Raw genomic sequence first — 17,645 nt, 5'->3', positions numbered from 1 at the left:
TGCGGCGGCCTGCGCGGGCTGGCCCGCGGCCGCGGCGGCGGCCGCCTTGGCCGGCGGCGCTTCCGCGCCCGGCTTCACATTGCCCTCGCCTTCCACTTCCAGGCGGATCAATTCGCCGCCCACGGCCATTACCTGGCCCACCTCGCCGCCCAGCGCGACCACGCGGCCCACCACCGGAGACGGAATCTCCACCGTGGCCTTGTCGGTCATCACGTCGGCCAGCGGCTGGTCCTCGGCGACGGTATCGCCCACCTTGACGTGCCAGCCCACCAGCTCGACTTCCGCGATGCCTTCGCCGATGTCGGGCATCTTGATGATATGAATACCCATCTCTCAACCCTCCATCGCGCGCTTGAACGCTTCGCCGACCCGGCGCGGGCCGGGGAAGTACGCCCATTCCTGGGCGTGCGGATACGGCGTGTCCCAGCCGGTCACGCGCTCGACGGGCGCCTCCAGGTGATGGAAGCAATGCTCCTGCACCAGCGCGATCAGCTCGGCGCCGAAGCCGCAGGTGCGGGTGGCTTCGTGCACCACCACGCAGCGGCCCGTCTTCTTCACCGAATTGACGATGGCGTCCAGGTCCAGCGGCCACAGGCTGCGCAGGTCGATGACTTCGGCGTCGATGCCGGTTTCCTCGGCCGCGGTCAGCGACACGTGCACCGTGGTGCCGTAGGTCAGCACCGTCAGCTCGCTGCCCGGACGCACGATGGCGGCCGAATCCAGCGGCACGGTGTAGTAGCCCGTGGGCACCACGCTGCCCGGCCGGCCGGTCCAGGGCGTCACGGGACGGTCGTGGTGGCCGTCGAACGGGCCGTTGTACAAGCGCTTGGGCTCCAGGAAGATCACCGGATCGTCGTTCTCGATGGCCGCGATCAGCAGACCCTTGGCGTCGTAGGGGTTGGACGGCATCACGGTGCGCAGCCCGCAGACCTGCGTGAACATGGCCTCGGGGCTCTGGCTGTGCGTCTGCCCGCCGTAGATGCCGCCGCCGCAAGGCATGCGGATGGTCATCGGCGCGATGAACTCATTGACCGAGCGGTAGCGCAGGCGCGCCGCCTCGGACACGATCTGGTCGGAAGCCGGATAGAAATAGTCGGCGAACTGGATCTCGCAAACGGGGCGCAGGCCGTAGGCCCCCATGCCCACCGCCACGCCCACGATGCCGCCTTCGGAGATCGGCGTATCGAACACGCGCGAGCTGCCGTACTTGGCCTGCAGGCCTTCCGTGCAGCGGAACACGCCGCCGAAATAGCCCACGTCCTGGCCGAACACCACCACGTTGTTGTCGCGCTCCAGCATCACATCCATGGCCGAGCGCAAAGCCTGGATCATGGTCATCGACGCGGACGCCGGACCGATGTTGTTATCGATTGCCATGATCAGACTCCGAGCTGCTGGCGCTGCCGGCGCAGGTGCTCCGGCATGTCCTTGTACACGTCTTCGAAAATGCTGGCGGCGCTGGGGACGTGGCCGTCCACCAGCGTGCCGTAGCTTTCCGCTTCCTTCTGCGCGGCCAGGATCTCGGCATCGAGCTCGGCGCGCACCGCGTCGTGCTCGGCCTCGGACCAGATGCCGCGCTGGATCAGGTGTTTCTTGAAGCGCTCGATCGGATCGCCCAGCGGGAAGTGGCTCCAGTCGTCGCCGGGGCGGTACTTGGTGGGATCGTCGGAGGTGGAGTGCGGGCCCGCGCGGTAGGTCACCCATTCGATCAGGGTCGGGCCCAGATTGCGGCGGGCGCGCTCGGCCGCCCAGCGCGAGGCCGAATACACGGCCAGGAAATCATTGCCGTCCACGCGCAGCGAAGCGATGCCGCAGCCCACGCCGCGGCCCGCGAAGGTGGCGCCTTCGCCGCCCGCGATCGCCTGGAACGTCGAAATGGCCCACTGGTTGTTGACCACGTTCAGGATCACCGGCGCGCGGTACACGTGGGCGAACGTCAGCGCGGTATGGAAATCCGCTTCGGCGGTGGCGCCGTCGCCGATCCAGCCCGACGCGATGCGCGTGTCGCCCTTGATGGCCGAGGCCATGGCCCAGCCCACCGCCTGGATGAACTGCGTGGCCAGGTTGCCCGAAATGCTGAAGAAGCCCCGCTCCCGGTCGGAATACATCACCGGCAGCTGGCGGCCCTTGAGCGGGTCGCGCTCGTTGGACATCAGCTGGCACATCATCGTGACCAGCGAAACGTCGCGCGCCAGCAGGATGCTCTGCTGCCGGTAGGTCGGGAAGCACATATCGCCCTGCTCCAGCGCCAGCGCGTGGGCCGACCCGATGGCTTCCTCGCCCAGGCTCTGCATGTAGAACGAGATCTTCTTCTTGCGCTGCGCGGTCAGCATGCGCCCGTCGAAGATGCGCGTCTTCAACATGCTGCGCATGCCCGCGCGCAGCAGATCGTCGCTGATGTCCGGCGCCCAGGGGCCGACGGCGCGGCCCTCGTCGTCGATCACCCGGACCAGGCTGTACGCCAGTCCGCCGGTATCGACCGCGGCAACATCAATGGGGGGTTTGGGCACGTCGCCGGCCGGCGACAGGTGCAGGTAGGAAAAGTCGGTCTTGCAACCCGGACGCCCGGTGGGTTCCGGGACGTGCAACTTCAACGGCCCATATTGGCTCATGTATTGTCTCCACGCTTGATCGTGTCATGCGTTTATTCTTGCCAAGGACGCGGCGCAAGGAGGTAGCCTCGGGCCGCATCATCGCCGGCTCGACCACGCAATGATGATCGTGGCCGGCCGGTTAAAAACAATAGCACAGCCGCCGTTGCCATTGGGCGACCCGCATGGAGACTGGCGCTGCGGGCCATTCGTGCCTCGCAACCCAATGCCGGCGGTCATGCCGCCGCGGCCTTCAAGGCATCGCGGGCGATGATGACCTTCTGGACTTCGCTGGCGCCTTCGTAGATGCGCAGCGCGCGGATCTCCCGGTACAGGCTCTCCAGGGTTTCACCGACGCGCACGCCGCGCGCGCCGAACAGTTGCAGGGCCATGTCCACCACCGACTGCGCGTTCTCGGTCGCCGCCAGCTTGGCCATGGCGGCCTCGCGGGTGGTGGGCAGGCCCTGGGCATCGCGGCGCCATGCCGCGCGGTAGGTCAGCAGCGCCGCCGCGTCGATCGCGACCGCCATGTCGCCCAGCTTCGCCTGCGTCAGCTGCAGGTCGGCCAGCGTGCCGCCGAACAGCCGGCGGTCGCGCGCGTGGGCCAGCGCCTCGTCGAACGCGCGGCGCGCGAATCCCAAGGCCGCGCCCGCCACCGACACGCGGAATATGTCCAGCGTGCGCATGGCCAGCTTGAAGCCTTCGCCGGGCGCGCCCAGCAGCCGGTCGGCGGGAATCCGCAGCCCGTCGAAGCGCAGCGTCGCCAGGGGATGCGGCGCCATGACATCGATCCGTTCGCTGATGGAAAAGCCTGGATCTTCCGGATAGACCACGAAGGCCGAGATCCCGCGCGTGCCGGCCGCTGCTTCCGTGCGCGCGAACAGCGTGTAGACGTCGGCGATGCCGCCGTTGGAAATCCAGGTCTTCTCGCCGTCGATGACGTAATGGCCGTCTTCGAGGCGGGCGCGGCAGGCCATGCCCGCGGCGTCCGAGCCCGCGCCCTTCTCCGACAGCGCGAAGGCCGGGATGCACTCGCCGCTGGCGACCTTGGGCAGGATGGCGGCCTTCAATGCCTCCGAGCCGGCCAGGCTGATGGCGCCGCTGCCCAGGCCCTGCATCGCGAAGGCGAAGTCCGCCAGGCCGTGGCGATAAGCCAGCGCTTCGCGCGCCAGCACCAGCCGGCGCGATTCGATGGCGGGCGCGTCTCCGCCGTAGCCCTGCGGCACGGCCGCGCGCAGCAGGCCGGCGGCGCCCATGGCCCGCACCAGGTCGCGGCAGTTGGCGTCGACGTTGGCGGCGGTGGCGGGCGGATCGTCGCGGCCGTCGGCGAAGGCCTCCACCCGTCGCAGATAGTCTTTGTGGGCGGGCTCGAAGAAAGGCAGGTCCATCGATTCGCGCTGGTGCAGGGGAAGGAAAGCGGAGCTCATGAATGTCCTTGGTGTCGTCGTCGTGAAATCCCGAGTCTAGCGGCATACCCATGAGTATGGGAGAGTGGATACCCAAGGGTTTTCCTTATAAATCAATCCATTTTTTCTATTGAAATAAGGATTGCCGACTCCTAACATACCTTCAAGTATGGACTTTGATACGCATAAGGATCCTCGCTCGATGACCCTCTCCTGGCCCCCTGCCCCTGGCGTGTCCGCCCGCTGGCTGGCGCATGCGCGCCGGCTCGCCGCCCTGCCCGAGGACGCCGCCGCGCATGCCCCGGTATCGCAGTCCGGCCTGGATGCGCTCTGCGGCGCGCAGCAGCAGCCCGCCACCGTCCTGGCGGTGATCGAAATCCTGTCCGCGCCGAGGCCGGCGCTGTCGACCGCGCTGGCCGCCGCCTGGTGCGCCGCGGCGGCGATCGGCGAGCTGGGCGCAGCCCGCGCCAAACGGCAACGATCGGCCGCCGCCGCCAATCCGGCGCAGGCGCTGGATCCCGCCGGCGGCCGGCCCGCCTTCCTGGCCCATCCGGAAGGCCGTTCCTGGCGAGTCCAGGGCGGCGGGCCCTGGATCGGCGCCGAGGCCGGCGCGCCGCTGCTGGTGTATGCCCATCACGCCGAAGCCGGCGCGGTGTCCGCGTTTCTCTTGCCCTCCGACCTCCCCGGCGTGGAATCGGACCGAGCCGGCCCGGCCGGCGGCCTGGCCCGGGTGAACCTCAGCGTCGGCCCGGAACACCTGCTGGGCCCGGCCGGGCAGGCGCGCGATGCCATGCTGCGCACCGACGCCCTGCGCCGGCTGGCCGCGGCCGCGCAGGCCAACGGCGTCGCGCTCGCGGCCTACGCGCAAGCCGTGGACGCCCTGCCCGCCGAGGACGCGGCGCCCTCGCGCGGCGCCCAGGACCTGGCAGCCTGCACCAGCGCCCTGGCCGCGGCGCGGGCGCTGCTGCACGAGGCCGGAGCCGCGGCCCTGGCGGGCGACAACATCCGGCTGCTGAGCGCCATGGCATTGCTGTCGGCGGGCGAATCGGCCGAGCGGATGCTGGCGGCCGCCATGAAACTCGCCGGCGCCTCCCCCCTGGCCGACCCCGCCGCCTTGCAGGCCCTGCTGCGCGCCCGCCATCTCCACCAGGCCACGGCCGGCACGCAGGAGGCCCATGCCGTCCTGCTCGCCGGCGCGATCCGGCCTCCCCTGTCTTCCACCGCCTCCGGAACCTCGTCCGCCATGTCTCACGCTCCGATCCCCCGCCCCGGCGACCAGCCCGACCGCGTCGCGGAAATCCTCGACGCCGCCGCCGATGCCTTCACGCAGCAAACCTATGACGCCACGACCCTGGACCAGATCGGCGACGCGCTCGGCGTCACCAAAGGCAGCATCTATCACCACTACCGGAGCAAGGCGCACCTGTTCACCGCCGTGTACCAGCGGGCCCTGGAGATGAACATCGCCACGGTCGAACCCATCGCCCGGCAGCCCGGCGTGCGCGCCATCGACCGGCTGTACCGGATGGCCTACGCGCACGCGATGCAAGTCATGAAGCACCTGTCCTACCAGCGCGTGGCGGTCCAGGGGCTGGAATCCCATCTCATGGGCCGCATCAACGAAGAACAGCGCGCGCGCCTGGACGAAGTCATCAGCCTGCGCGACCACTACGAAGAACTGTTCGTGAACGTGCTGACGCAGGCCATCGAGGCGGGCGAATTGCCCCGCCAGCACCCGCGCCTGGCCGCGAAGCCCCTGTTCGGCGCCATCAACTGGACCACCATGTGGTACCAGCCTCGCCCCGGCGAAACCCCGGCGGACCGGGAGCGCCTGGCCACGCACCTGGCCCGCTTCGTCTTGTCCGGCCTGACCCAGGCCTACCAGCCCGAGGCCGGCGCGTCCGAGGACGCCCCCGCCGACGCCGCCCATCGACTCTGATACAGACGACCGCCATGCAGACTCTTCCCATCCATGCCGCCCCGGGCAGCGACGCGGCCCGCTGGTCGGCCGTGGCCGAGTGGTACCACGCCTATTTCACCGGCCTGGTGATGACCCTGGTCACGCGGCGCGGCAGCCGCGAGGCGGCCGACCTCGTCTTCCACATCTTCCGCCGCCAGCATCTGGAGCGATTCCTGCCCGGCCTGGAGAAGCTGGGCATCGCCGGCCTGCCTCCCGCGGTGGCCGCGGCGCGCTATCACTATCTGTCCAACGCCATCGGCGGCGTGCGGGTGGAGTACATGGAAGAATCCTCCCGCAAGGTCTGGGTGCGCTACCCGACTCCGCGCTGGGCCTGGCAAGGCACGGCGCTGTGCGCGATCCCCGGCGAGGTGTCCCGCGCCGTGCTGCGCGGCTGGCACGGGCACAACGGCGTCTCGCTGGGCACGCGCCGGCTCGGCTTCGTATGCACCAAGCAGGCGATGGACGGCCAGCCCGGCCTGGAAGGCTACTACTGCGAGTACGACCGGGATCTCTCCGAAGACGAGCGCCTGCGCTTTGCGCGCGGCGAGGAAGCCCCCGACTTCGATCCTTCCCGCGCGCCCACGCTGCCCACCGCCGCCTGGCCTCAGGATCGTCTGCAAAAAGCGCGGCGCAACTACGCGATGGAATATGTGCGCACCGCCTTGCCCGAGCTGATCGCCCTGCACGGCCCGCACGAAGCCGCCTGGCTCGGCGGCATCACCGCCCGCCTGATCGGCATGCAGTTCTACAGCGATACCGCCGCCGCTCTCGGCCTGCCCGACCAGGGGTCGGCGGAGGACTATGCGCGCTTCATGGTGGCGCTTGCCCGCGCCCAGGGCGACGAGGCGGAACTGATCGCGGACGGCGGCGCGCCCGGCGTGCGCCAGACCACCTGGAAGTTGATGGCCGGCCTGACGCAATTGCACGGCGCCGCGTTCGACGCCTGGAACTGCCTGCTGGAAGGCGCCTTGTCGGCGCACCATCGTCGGCTGGACCTGAAGGTCACGCGCCGCCTGGACCAGGGCGACGGCGCATTCGAGTGGCGGATCGCGCCGCGCGGCGTGCTGGTCGGCCCCATACCCGGAGGCCGGACATGAACGCCTCCAGCCTCGCCGGCCTGCGCGTGATCGACGCCTCGCGCGTGCTGGCCGGCCCGTACTGCGGCCAGATGCTGGGCGACCACGGCGCGGACGTCATCAAGATCGAACCGCCCGCCGGCGACGAAACGCGCACCTTCGGCCCGCCGGTGAATGCCGGCGGCGCGGCCTACTACCAGGCCTTGAACCGCAACAAGCGCGGCGTCATCCTGGACCTGAACCGCGAGGATGCGCGCGAGGTCTTCTGGCGCATGCTGGAAACCGCCGACGTGCTGATCGAGAATTTCAAGCCCGGCACGCTGGCGTCCTGGGGCGTGCCCGACCCCGCGGCCCTGTGCGAACGCTTTCCGCGCCTGATCCATTGCCGCATCACGGGTTTCGGCGACGACGGCCCCCTGGGCGGGCGGCCCGGGTACGACGCCGCGGTGCAGGCGGCTTGCGGCCTGATGAGCGTCAATGGCGAGGCGGACGGCCCGCCGCTGCGCCTGGGCATCCCCATGGTGGACCTGGCCACCGGCATGCAGGCGACGATCGCCGTCCTCGCGGCGCTGGCCGAGCGCGCCCGCTCCGGACGCGGGCAACTGTGCGACCTCGCGCTGCACGATTGCGCGCTGAGCGTGGCCCACCCGCATCTGGCGAACTACCTGTGGACCGGCAAGACGCCGGCGCGCTCCGGCAACGGCCATCCCAACATCGCGCCGTACGACGCTTTCGAGACCGCCACGGTTCCCGTCTACGTCGCGGTGGGCAACGAGCGGCAGTTCGCCACGCTGTGCGCGGAACTGGGAGACCCCGGGCTGGCGCAGGACCCGCGCTTCCTGCGCAACGTCGATCGCATCGCCAACCGTGCCGAACTGCGCGCGGCGCTCGCGCGCCTGCTGGCCGGCCGGGATGGCCGCGAGCTGTCCGAATCCCTGGCCGCCGCCGGCGTGCCGGTCGCGCCCATCCTGGACGTGGCCGAGGCCATCGCGACGCCGCACGCCGCGCACCGGCGCATGGCGCTCGCCCAGGGCGACTACCGCGGCCCCGGCTTTCCCGCCAAGCTGAGCCGCACGCCGGCATCGCTGCGGACGCTGCCGCCGCTGCCCGGGGAACATAGCGAGGACGTACTGCGCGAAGCCGGCTACGGCGAGGCCGACATCGACCGGCTGCGCAACGCCGGGGCGCTCGGCCCGCCCCGCTGATTACCGGCGGCGCGCCACGCGCCGTCCAGGATACGAACCGCGGCACAGCGGCATCCGGCACTACGACAAACAGGGAGACAACCATGAAATTGCATCACCTGCCTTTGCTTGCGGCCATCCTGGTGTCCGGTCCGGACGCCACGGCTGCCCCCGCCTTTCCCACACAGCCGGTCCGCATCGTCGTGCCGCACCAGGCGGGCTCCACCACGGAAACGTTCGGCCGCATGCTCACGCCCGAGATGAGCACGTTGCTGGGCCAGCCCATCGTGATCGAATCGCGTCCCGGCGCGGCCGGCACCATCGGCGCGCGCGACGTGGCGCTGAGCAAGCCCGACGGCTACACCGGATTGATGAACGCCTCCATCCAGGTCATGTACCCGGGCATCTTCAAGACGCTGCACTTCGACCCCATAAAGGACTTCACGCCGGTCGGCGTGTTCGGCTTCGCGCCCATGGTGGCGGTGGTGCGGGCCCAGTCTCCGATCCAGAGCTTCCGCGGGCTGATCGACGCCGCCCGCGCCAAGCCCGGCAGCATCACCTTCGCCTCCGGCGGCCTCGGTTCGCTGCCTCACCTGGTGGGCGAACTCGTCAACGTGCGCTCGGACGTGCAGATCAGCCACATCCCCTACAACGGCACGGGCCAGGCCCTGACCGACGTGTTGGGCGGACACGTCGACGTGCTGTATGCGTCGGTCGCCAGCGTGCTGCCCCAGATCAAGGGCGGCAAGCTGCGCGCGCTGGCCGTCACCTCGGCCGCGCGCAACGACCTGCTGCCCGACGTGCCCACCATCGCCGAGTCCGGCATTCCGGATTTCGACGTGACCTCCTGGTACGGCTACTGGGTGCCCAAAGCGACGCCGCGAGCCGTGGTGGACCGCTTGAACCAGGCCATGCGCGAGGCCTCGGCCATGCCGGCCGTCGCCCGGCGGCTGGCCGCCGACGGCATCATCCCCAGCAAAATGAACGCCGACGAGTTCGCGGCCTTCGCGGCCTCGGAAAACGAGAAATGGCTGGACGTCATGAAGCGCGCCAAGGTGCAGCCGAACTGACGCGTCCCCCTCAGCCGGCCAGCAACTGCTCCACGCGCGCCGCCACGTCGAGCAGTTGCCTGTCCTCGTGCCAGCGGCCGCAGAGCTGCAAGCCGATGGGCAATCCGCCCGCCGAACGGCCGCAAGGCATGGACAGCGCGGGATGGCCGGTGAGATTCATGGGATAGGTGTAGGGATACCAGGCGCCGCGGATGGTGCCCGCCGGCTTGCCGGCGATCTCGACGATGCCGTTGGGGTCCTGCTCCACCGGCAGCGGCGGCGCGGACACCGTGGGCGACACCAGCACGTCGTGCCGCTCGAACACCGCCTGCAAGGCGCTGAAAGCCTGCGTGCGCGCCGCCACCGCGTCCAGCAGCGCCGCCGCGCCGTGCCGGCGGCCCCGCTCCACCGTGGCCACCAGGGACGGGTCCAGGCGGTCGCGGAAGGCTTCCAGCCTGGCGCCCACGCGCGAGGCCGTCACCGCCTCCAGGATGACCAGGAAATGCCGCTCCAGCGACACGAAATCCAGCGTCACCGGCTCGACGCGGGCGCCGTCTTCCTGCATGAGCCGGACCGCGGCGTCGGTGGCGGCGAGCACCTCCGGGTCTACCGGATTGCCGCAGCTGGGCAGGTAGGCCACGCGCAGCCCCGCCAGCGAGGGCCGGGCCGGCGCGCGCGCCGGCAGGTCGAGCTGGCCGTAGGGATCGCGGCGGTCGGCGCCTTGCAGCACCTCGTACAGCAAGGCGGTATCGGCGACGTTGCGCGCCATCGGCCCCACGTAGGAATTCGCGCCGAACAGGTCCGCCGGCTGCAGATTGGGGATGGCGCCCAGCGTGGCCTTCATGCCCACGATGCCGCAGCACGACGCGGGGATGCGGATGGACCCGCCGCCGTCGGTCCCGAGCGCCAGCGGCCCCATGCCCGCCGCGACGGCCACCGCCGCGCCGCCGCTGGAAGCGCCGCAGGTGTAGCGCGGGTCGATGGGATTGAGAGTGCGCCCGAACAGGGGCGCGTCCGTGCTTTGCTTGTGCCCGAATTCCGGCGTGGTGGTCTTGCCGATCAGGATCGCGCCCGCCGCCTTGGCCCGCGCCACCGCCACCGCGTCTTCGCCCGGCACGAAATCCTCGTACAGGGCGGAACCCATCGTCGTTCGCACGCCGGCGGTCAGGGTCAGGTCCTTGACCGAGATCGGCACGCCGTGCAGCGGCCCCAGCGCATCGCCCCGGCGCGCCGCCGCCTCGGCCTCGCGGGCGGCGGCCAGCGCCGACTCCGCCGTCACGGTGATGAAGGCGTTCAAATCGGCCCGGGCCGCGATGCGGTCCAGCGCCGCCGACACGGCCTCCACCGGAGATACCTGCCCTTGCCGGATCGCCGCCGCCAGCGTCACCGCATCCATGCCCGTCAAATCGTCCATCGTCTTCCCGTCTCCGTCATACGTGTGCCGCTAAACCATCCAGCGGCCGCCATCGATCAATAAGGTCTGCCCCGTAATGAACCGCGCCTCTTCGGACGCCAGGAAGGCCACGGCGGCCGCCACGTCGTCCGGGTCGCCCACGAAGCCCGCCGGCGTCTGCGCCACGATGCGCGCCAGGATGTCGGGCGTCAGGCGCTCGTGCGCCCGGGTGCGGACCGCGCCGGGGCACACGGCGTTGACCGTGATCCCGTCGGGCGCCAGTTCGCGCGCCAGCGAGCGCGTGAATCCGATGATGCCCATCTTGGCGGCCGCATAGTCGGCCAACCCCGCGTCGCCCGCGAAGGCGGCGTCGCTGCTCATGTTCACGATGCGGCCGTAGCCGCGCGCCCGCATGCCCGGCGCGACCAGCCGCGACGCGCGCATCGCCGTCAGCAGCGACACCTCCAGCACGAAGCGCCAGGTGGCTTCTTCCGACTCCACGAAGGGGCCGGACCGCTCGCGCGCGCTCTGGCCCACGTTGTTGAACAGCACGTCCGGCGGGCCGAGCTCGGCTTCCACGCGAGCGAAGAAATCTTCCATCGCCGCGCCCGCCGTGCAGTCGCCATCGACCGCCAGCCTCGCGTGGCCGGCCCGACGGGCCTCGGCCGCATCCAGGTCCAGCACCGCCACCCGCGCGCCCTCGGCCGCGAAGCGCCGCACCGCGGCCGCGCCTATGCCCTGCCCGCCGCCCGTCACCACCACGGTCCTGCCTTCGAAACGCGCGTTCATCGCGCCGCCCTCTCTCGGTACGCGGCGGTGGCCCCGCGGCGGCGCCTCAATGAAAACTCCGGCCGCCGTCCACCGCCAGGGTCGCCCCGGTGATGTAGCTGGCGCCCGGCCCGCTGAGGAACAGAATGGCCTCGGCCAGTTCCTCGGGCCTGGCGATGCGCCCCAGCGCGTAGCGCGCGCGGATGGCGGCCAGGCCGGCCTGCGGATCGGGGCCGTCCTCGTAGCTGGAACGGAACAGCGGCGTATCCACCGCGCCCGGGCAGACGGTGGCGACGCGGATGCCGAAGGCGGCCAGTTCCATCGCCAGCACCTTGCCGAACATATTGACCCCCGCCTTGGCCGCGCAATAGGCGCTGCGCTGGGGCAGCGGGCTGAGGCCGGCCGCCGAGGACACGTTCACGATGCTGCCGCCGCCCGCCTGCTTCAGGTGCGGCACGGCGGCGCGGCACACGTGCATGGGCCCGCTCAGGTTCACGGCCAGCACGCGGTTCCAGTCTTCGTCGCGCGTGGACTCCAGGTCCGCGCGCAGGTCCACGCCCGCGCAATTGACCACGCCGTCGATACCGCCCAGCGCGCCGGCCGCCTCGCGCACGGCCTGCTCGACGGCCGCGCTGTCCGTCACGTCGCAGGCCAGCGCGGCGGCCAGGCGCAGTTCGCGGCCGGACTCGCCCAGCGCGACCGCGTCGCGGTCCAGGATCGCCACCGCCGCGCCCTGGCTCGCCGCCAGGCGCGCGAACGCCAGTCCGATGCCGCTGGCGCCGCCCGCCACCAGGTAACGCCGGGCGGCGGTCATGCCGCGCTCCGCAGCCGCGGCCGGATATCGTCCGTCATCACGTCGCAGCGGTCGATCCAGACCCGCTCGTGCGCCTTGGCATAGCGGATCATCTCGTCCAGCACGTATAGGCGCGAGGGCTGGCCGATGATCTCGGGGTGCATGCCCAGCATCATCATGCGGTCCTCGGCGTACAACACGTCGAACTCGCGCTTCCAGGCCTCCAGCACGGCGGAAGGCGATTGCATGGTGCGGCCCGGCAACACGATCGAATACTGGAAGAACGGGGCATCGTCCAGCACCCAGCGAAAGGGCAGCTCCACGATATCCGTGGCCCGGCCGCCAATCTCCAGCAGATAGGGCGAATCGTCGTCGAAGAAATTCGACGAGTAATCGAAGCCGTATTCCCGGATCAGGTCCAGCGTGATCTCGCTGAACTCGGCCGCCGGCGAGCGCCAGCCCCGCGGCCGATAGCCGGCGGTGCGCGCCAGCGCGTCCAAGCCCAGCTCCATTTCCTCCCGCTCTTCCTCCGGCGTCAGGTTGACGATCCAGCGGTGCGTGTGGCTGTGATGCGCCACCTCGTGCCCCTGGTCGACGATGGCCCGGACCATGTCCGGATGCGCCAGCGCCACCACGCCGGGAACGAAGAACGTGGCCTTGACCTCGTGGCGCGCCAGCAGCGCCAGCACGCGCGGCACGCCCACCTTCCAGCCGTAGGCCCCCTGGGACATCAGGATGGGACGCTTGGCGTAGGCGGGGTCGCGCGCCGTCCACATGGTCTCGGCGTCCACGTCGAACGTCAGGAACAATGGGAAACCCTTACTCGTCACGGACATGGCCGCTCCTTACACATGCTTGTGAAAACCCGTCCAGCGCTCGGCGAGCACCAGGACGATGCCCGTCACCAGGATGAGCAGCGCCGACACCGCCGCCACCGACGGATCCACGCCCTGCTCCACCGAGGTGAAAATCTTGACCGGCAGCGTGTTCTGGCTGGCCGACAGCAGGAACACCGATACCGGCACGTTGTCCAGCGAGGTGATGAACGCGAACAGGCCGCCGGCCACCAGGCCCGGCTTGAGCAGCGGCAGCGTGACCAGCCGGAACGCTTCCAGGCGGCCGGCGCCGAGCACGCAGGCCGCATCCTCCAGGGCCTCGTCGGCCGAGGCCAGGCTGGCGAGGCTGGCGCGCACCACGTAGGGCACGGTGATGACCACGTGGGCCAGCCACAAGCCCACGCCGCTGCCGCGCAAGCCCACCGCCGCGTAGTACTGCAGCAGCGCCACGCCCAGCACCACCGAAGGCAGGATCAGCGGGGCCATGAACAACGCGTTCAGCCACGCGGCGCCCGGCACCATGCGGCGCTGGATGGCGCAGGCGCCCGCCAGCCCCAGCGCCAGCGACGCCGCGGTCGACGCGGCCGCCAGCCACAGGCTGGTCCAGGCGGCCTCCAGGTAATCCGGATCGTTCAGGGCCGCGGCGAACCATTTCAAGGTCAGCCCCTTTGGCGGCAGGGTCAGGTAGGCCGTATCGCTGAAGGCGGCCAGCACCACCACCAGCACCGGCACCTGCAGGAACAGCACGACCAGGAAGGCGATGCCGGTCAGCACCGGCCCGCTCGCGCGGCGTTCGCTCATGGTTCGCCTCCCCAGCGCTTCAGCACCCGGCTGGATACGCCGATCACGGCCAGCGTCAACGCCGTCAGCGTGAACGCCATGGCCGCGCCCGAGGGCCAGTCCAGCGTCAGCAGAAAGTCGTCGTAGATCATGGTCGCCATGACCTTGTAGGTCGGCCCGCCCAGCATCCGGGGCGTGACCAGCGCGCTGATCGTCAGCACGAATACCATGATGGACCCCGCCAGGATGCCGTGCGCCGTCAGCGGCAGCGTCACGGACAGAAAGGTGCGCAGCCTGCCCGCCTGCAAGGTGTAGGCCGCGTCGCGCAGGTCGCGCGGCACGGCCTGGATCACGGGCACCAGCATCAGCACCATGAAGGGCAGGAAGATATGGGCCATGCCCACCAGCACGCCCGTCAGGTTGAACATCAGCTTGAGCGGACGCTCGATCAGCCCCAGGTCCATCAGCGCGTTGTTCAGCAGGCCGCGGTTCGACAGCAGCGCGATCCAGCCGAACGAGCGCACCACCAGGTTCAGCAGCATGGGGAAGATGACCAGCAGCGTCAGCGCCAGCTTCAGGCGCGGCCGCGCATGCGCGATGACCCAGGCCAGCGGGTAGCCCAGCAGCAGGCACAGCACGGTGACGCTCAAGCCCAGCCCCAGGCTGCGCAGGATGACTTCGCGGTAGAACGGATCGGTGGCCAGCCGGGTGTAGTTGGCCAGCGTGTAGCCCGGACCCATGCCCGAACCCGGCACGTACTCCCGCAGGCTGAGCGGCAACATGAACAGCGCCGGCCCGACGAAGGCCAGCAGCAGCACCAGCAGCAAGGGCGACGCGAGCAGCGCGCCCGCCGAGCGCCGGCTCATGCCGCGGCCTCCGCGCCCGCGCGGCGCGTGGCGTACACGTGCTGCGGCCGCACCCCCAGCCAGACCTCGTCGCCCGCCGCGAGGCCCGACTGCGGGCCGTTGGTGGGCGTATCGGCGATCAGCTCTCCGCCGCCGCGCAGCGCCACCACGTACTGGACCCGCGCCCCCACGAACGAGCGCAGCGCGATCGTTCCCGGCAGGCCCGCGCCGGCGGCGTCCTTCAGGAGCTGTATGGACAGGTCCTCCTGGCGCAGCACCACGTCGAGCGCGTCGCCCGCGGCCAGGCCCTCGGCGCGCTCCATCGGCAGGCGATGCCCGCCCGGCAGCTCGGCCCGCGGCCCCTCGGCGTCCATCGCCAGGCGGCCCTGGAGCCGGTTGGGCCGGCCGATGAAGCTGGCCACGAAGCCGGTGGCCGGGCGGTGGTAAATGGCCTCGGGCGTGTCGAACTGCTGCACCACGCCTCCCGCCAGCACGCAGACCCGGTCCGACATGCTCATGGCTTCGGTCTGGTCGTGCGTGACGAACAGCGTCGTGATGCCGACCTCGCGCTGCAGGCGCTTGAGCTCGATCTGCATCTCGTCGCGCAGCACGGCGTCCAGGTTGGACAGCGGCTCGTCGAACAGCAGGATGCTCGGGCGCGGCGCGATCGAGCGCGCCACCGCCACGCGCTGCTGCTGGCCGCCGGATAGCTGCTTAGGCATGCGCTCGCCCAGGCCCGACAGGCGCACGCTGGCCAGGGCCTGCTCGACGCGGGTCCGCAAGGACGCCCCGTCCATGCCCTGGCGGCGCAGTCCGAACGCCACGTTCTCGAAGACGGTCATGTGGGGAAACAGCGCATAGGACTGGAACACCAGCCCGACCTGGCGCCGGTTCGGCGGCAGGCGGGTGATGTCGCGGTCGTCGACCAGGATGCGGCCGCTGGTCGGCGAGATCAGCCCCGCCACCATGCGCAGCACCGTGGTCTTGCCGCAGCCCGACGGCCCCAGCAAGGACACGAATTCCCCGTCCTTCACGGACAGCGATACGCCGGCGGCGGCCGTGTGCCCCTCATAGCGCTTTTCCAGGCGCTCCAGTGTCAATGCAGGCATGATGATGTCCCGTGTTCCGGCGCCTCAGCGCGCGACCTCGCGCTGCCAGCGGCCCACCCAGACGGGCATGCCGCGCGCCACCGCCGCCGGATCGGGCAGCCACAGCTCGTCGAAATGCTTGCCCACCGCCACGATGCGCGACGCCTTCTCCGACAGCCGGACCTCGGTGTTGACCGGCCCCGCGTACTTTTTCTCGGCGAAGCAGGTCTGCACGTCCTTGGACAGCAGCGCGTCGATGTACTGCGTGGCCAGTTCGGGATTCTTGCTGCCCTTGGGAATCGCCACCGACGGCAGGATGCCCACCGCGCCCTCTTCGGGATAGACCACCGCCAATGGCAGGCCGCTGTCGATGGCCGAACCCGCGCGGTCCGAATACCAGACCGCCACGGCGATTTCCTTGCGCTCGAACAGGGACACGATCTGGTCGGCCTGGGTGTACAGCAGCGCCGAGGCCTTGGCCAGCGGCGCGATGGCCGCGAACCCCGGGTCCAGGTTGTCCAGCGTGCCGCCGCGCATGCGGTTCAAGGCCAGCAGGAATTGCGAGCCCGCCGTGCCGCTGATGTCGCCGATCGCCAGCTTGCCGGCGTAGGCCGGGTCCGCGAGGTCGTTCCAGGACCTGGGCGGAGTCTTGACCTGCGTGGTGTCGTAGACGATGACCGTGGAGCCCGTCATGAAGCTCACGTAGTACGGAGCGTCGCCGTCGAAGGCCGACGGCGCCACCTCCTTCGCGTTGGCGAGGCGGGCGCGGTCGATGGGTTCGAGCAGCTTCTCGTTCTTGAGCTGGGTGGCCAGCGAATTGTCGAGGTACACCACGTCGAAGTCGGACTTGCCGCCGGTGGCGCGCACCGCGGCGGCGAACTGGGCCGAGCTTCCCAGCTTGGTGCGCACCCGGGCGCCGGTTTTTTCTTCGAAGGCCTTGATCTGGCATTCGCGCGACGCGTCCAGGAACGACCCGCCGAACAGCCCCACCACCAGATCGGCCGCGAGCGCCTGGCTCCCCCAACCGAACATGCCGACCACAGCGGCGCATGCCAGCGCCTTGGAAATCCTGACGTCCATGAAACCTCCTCGCGGGAAGATGGGTGGAAAGCCGCCGCTTTGACAAAACCGCCAAGCGCAGCCCCCGGTATCTGGTGCTTTTCGGAAATTTATCTTTTTGAAAAGATATTATCAATGAGGGTTTTCACGCTGCTTGCAAAGGCGCCGGGGAATGCGTTAAATGCTTCTCCAGACAGGACCCACCCGGCGATCCCGGACGCATCCATGAAGCATCGCGACAACCCGACGCAGGCAGCGGCCGACGCCGCCACGCCCTATTCGCATCTGAATCCCGACGACGATCTCATCGGCCGGGGCATCGCGCAGTGGCGGCGCGAACGGCCCGACATCGACAGTTCCGGCAAGGAAGTCGTGGGCCGCCTGATCCGGCTCGAAGAAGTGGTGCTGCGCGCCATCAACGCGTCGCAGGAGCCTTTCGGCCTGAAATACATCGAGTACGCCGTGCTGACCACCTTGCGGGTGGACGGCGCGCCCTACTGCCTGGCGCCCTCCCAGCTGCAGGCGCGGCTGCTGTGCAGCTCGGGCGGCCTGTCCAACATCCTCAAGCGGCTGGAAGGCCAGGGCCTGGTGCGCCGCGAAGTGGACAAGGCCGACCGCCGCGGCGTCCTGGTCACGCTGACGACCAAGGGCAAGCACCTGGCCGACAAAGCCATGCCCGCGCACGCCCAGGCCGAGCAGGACCTGCTCGCCATGTTCACGCCGCAAGAGCGCGAGCTGCTGGCGCGGCTGCTCAACCGCATGCTGGTCACCAACGCGCCGGAACTCGGCCGGGCGCCCGAGGCCGACGCCTGAGGCT

17 protein-coding genes are annotated in these 17,645 nt (G+C 70.1%); 5 read left to right on the top strand and 12 right to left on the bottom strand.

The window, feature by feature from the left end; all coding sequences use genetic code 11:
- The 4 genes from ADE01S_RS05755 to ADE01S_RS05740 form a co-directional block, all read right to left on the bottom strand.
- Nucleotides 1-330 (bottom strand): biotin/lipoyl-containing protein (locus ADE01S_RS05755; RefSeq protein WP_303621337.1); only part of this gene is annotated, 330 nt, incomplete at its 3' end.
- A gap of 3 nt (nucleotides 331-333) precedes the next feature.
- Nucleotides 334-1,377: an alpha-ketoacid dehydrogenase subunit beta gene (locus ADE01S_RS05750; RefSeq protein ID WP_062680506.1), complete on the bottom strand. Its 1,044-nt coding sequence runs from the start codon at nucleotides 1,375-1,377 to the stop codon at nucleotides 334-336.
- 2 nt (nucleotides 1,378-1,379) lie between these two features.
- A complete protein-coding gene (locus ADE01S_RS05745; protein WP_062680505.1) occupies nucleotides 1,380-2,612 on the bottom strand; it encodes a 3-methyl-2-oxobutanoate dehydrogenase (2-methylpropanoyl-transferring) subunit alpha in 1,233 nt (410 codons plus the stop codon).
- A 215-nt stretch (nucleotides 2,613-2,827) separates the two neighbouring features.
- Entirely contained in the window at nucleotides 2,828-4,018 is a 1,191-nt protein-coding gene (locus ADE01S_RS05740) for an acyl-CoA dehydrogenase family protein (RefSeq protein WP_062680504.1), read from the bottom strand.
- Between the two features lie 181 nt (nucleotides 4,019-4,199).
- On the opposite strand from ADE01S_RS05740, the gene ADE01S_RS32045 reads away from it, so the two are divergent.
- From ADE01S_RS32045 to ADE01S_RS05720, 4 genes are all read left to right on the top strand, one after another.
- Complete coding sequence (locus ADE01S_RS32045; protein ID WP_062680503.1) at nucleotides 4,200-5,936, top strand: TetR-type transcription factor C-terminal domain-containing protein; 1,737 nt, start codon at nucleotides 4,200-4,202, stop codon at nucleotides 5,934-5,936.
- Between the two features lie 14 nt (nucleotides 5,937-5,950).
- Nucleotides 5,951-7,054 carry a hypothetical protein gene (locus ADE01S_RS05730; protein WP_062680502.1) on the top strand — a complete coding sequence of 368 codons (1,104 nt, stop codon included), beginning with the start codon at nucleotides 5,951-5,953 and terminating at the stop codon, nucleotides 7,052-7,054.
- The gene (locus ADE01S_RS05725) at nucleotides 7,051-8,238 is read left to right on the top strand and encodes a CaiB/BaiF CoA transferase family protein (RefSeq protein WP_062680501.1); all 1,188 of its coding nucleotides are present in this window, start codon (nucleotides 7,051-7,053) and stop codon (nucleotides 8,236-8,238) included. The genes ADE01S_RS05730 and ADE01S_RS05725 overlap by 4 nt, the downstream gene beginning before the upstream one ends.
- Before the next feature lie 83 nt (nucleotides 8,239-8,321).
- Nucleotides 8,322-9,287 (top strand): Bug family tripartite tricarboxylate transporter substrate binding protein, encoded by a 966-nt coding sequence (locus ADE01S_RS05720; protein WP_062680500.1) that lies wholly within the window; start codon nucleotides 8,322-8,324, stop codon nucleotides 9,285-9,287.
- 10 nt (nucleotides 9,288-9,297) lie between these two features.
- Here ADE01S_RS05720 and ADE01S_RS05715 read toward each other — a convergent pair whose 3' ends face one another.
- Genes ADE01S_RS05715 through ADE01S_RS05680 form a run of 8 tightly spaced genes read right to left on the bottom strand, consistent with a single transcriptional unit; the run spans nucleotide 9,298 to nucleotide 16,849 of the window.
- On the bottom strand, nucleotides 9,298-10,680 hold the full coding sequence (locus tag ADE01S_RS05715) for an amidase (protein ID WP_062680499.1): 1,383 nt from the start codon (nucleotides 10,678-10,680) through the stop codon (nucleotides 9,298-9,300).
- Nucleotides 10,681-10,710: 30 nt separating this feature from the next.
- A complete protein-coding gene (locus ADE01S_RS05710) occupies nucleotides 10,711-11,448 on the bottom strand; it encodes an SDR family NAD(P)-dependent oxidoreductase (protein ID WP_062680498.1) in 738 nt (245 codons plus the stop codon).
- A 46-nt stretch (nucleotides 11,449-11,494) separates the two neighbouring features.
- On the bottom strand, nucleotides 11,495-12,241 hold the full coding sequence (locus ADE01S_RS05705) for an SDR family NAD(P)-dependent oxidoreductase (protein ID WP_062680497.1): 747 nt from the start codon (nucleotides 12,239-12,241) through the stop codon (nucleotides 11,495-11,497).
- Entirely contained in the window at nucleotides 12,238-13,056 is an 819-nt protein-coding gene (locus tag ADE01S_RS05700; RefSeq protein WP_062680496.1) for a polysaccharide deacetylase family protein, read from the bottom strand. The genes ADE01S_RS05705 and ADE01S_RS05700 overlap by 4 nt, the downstream gene beginning before the upstream one ends.
- 9 nt (nucleotides 13,057-13,065) lie before the next feature.
- The gene (locus tag ADE01S_RS05695) at nucleotides 13,066-13,857 is read right to left on the bottom strand and encodes an ABC transporter permease (RefSeq protein WP_062680495.1); all 792 of its coding nucleotides are present in this window, start codon (nucleotides 13,855-13,857) and stop codon (nucleotides 13,066-13,068) included.
- Nucleotides 13,854-14,702, bottom strand: a complete 849-nt coding sequence (locus ADE01S_RS05690; protein WP_062680494.1) for an ABC transporter permease — start codon at nucleotides 14,700-14,702, stop codon at nucleotides 13,854-13,856. The genes ADE01S_RS05695 and ADE01S_RS05690 overlap by 4 nt, the downstream gene beginning before the upstream one ends.
- A complete protein-coding gene (locus ADE01S_RS05685) occupies nucleotides 14,699-15,790 on the bottom strand; it encodes an ABC transporter ATP-binding protein (RefSeq protein ID WP_062680493.1) in 1,092 nt (363 codons plus the stop codon). Before ADE01S_RS05685 ends, ADE01S_RS05690 begins: the two co-directional genes overlap by 4 nt.
- Nucleotides 15,791-15,814: 24 nt before the next feature.
- The gene (locus ADE01S_RS05680; RefSeq protein WP_062680492.1) at nucleotides 15,815-16,849 is read right to left on the bottom strand and encodes an ABC transporter substrate-binding protein; all 1,035 of its coding nucleotides are present in this window, start codon (nucleotides 16,847-16,849) and stop codon (nucleotides 15,815-15,817) included.
- Nucleotides 16,850-17,053: 204 nt separating this feature from the next.
- Between ADE01S_RS05680 and ADE01S_RS05675 the strand changes: the two genes are divergently transcribed.
- Complete coding sequence (locus tag ADE01S_RS05675) at nucleotides 17,054-17,641, top strand: MarR family winged helix-turn-helix transcriptional regulator (protein ID WP_082775714.1); 588 nt, start codon at nucleotides 17,054-17,056, stop codon at nucleotides 17,639-17,641.
- The last annotated feature ends 4 nt before the right edge of the window (nucleotides 17,642-17,645 follow it).

The sequence above is a fragment of the Achromobacter denitrificans NBRC 15125 genome (assembly GCF_001571365.1).
Classification (GTDB): Bacteria; Pseudomonadota; Gammaproteobacteria; order Burkholderiales; family Burkholderiaceae_B; genus Achromobacter; species Achromobacter denitrificans.
Note: the sequence above shows the minus strand (reverse complement) of the source record. Positions and strands in the feature narration are given on the sequence as shown.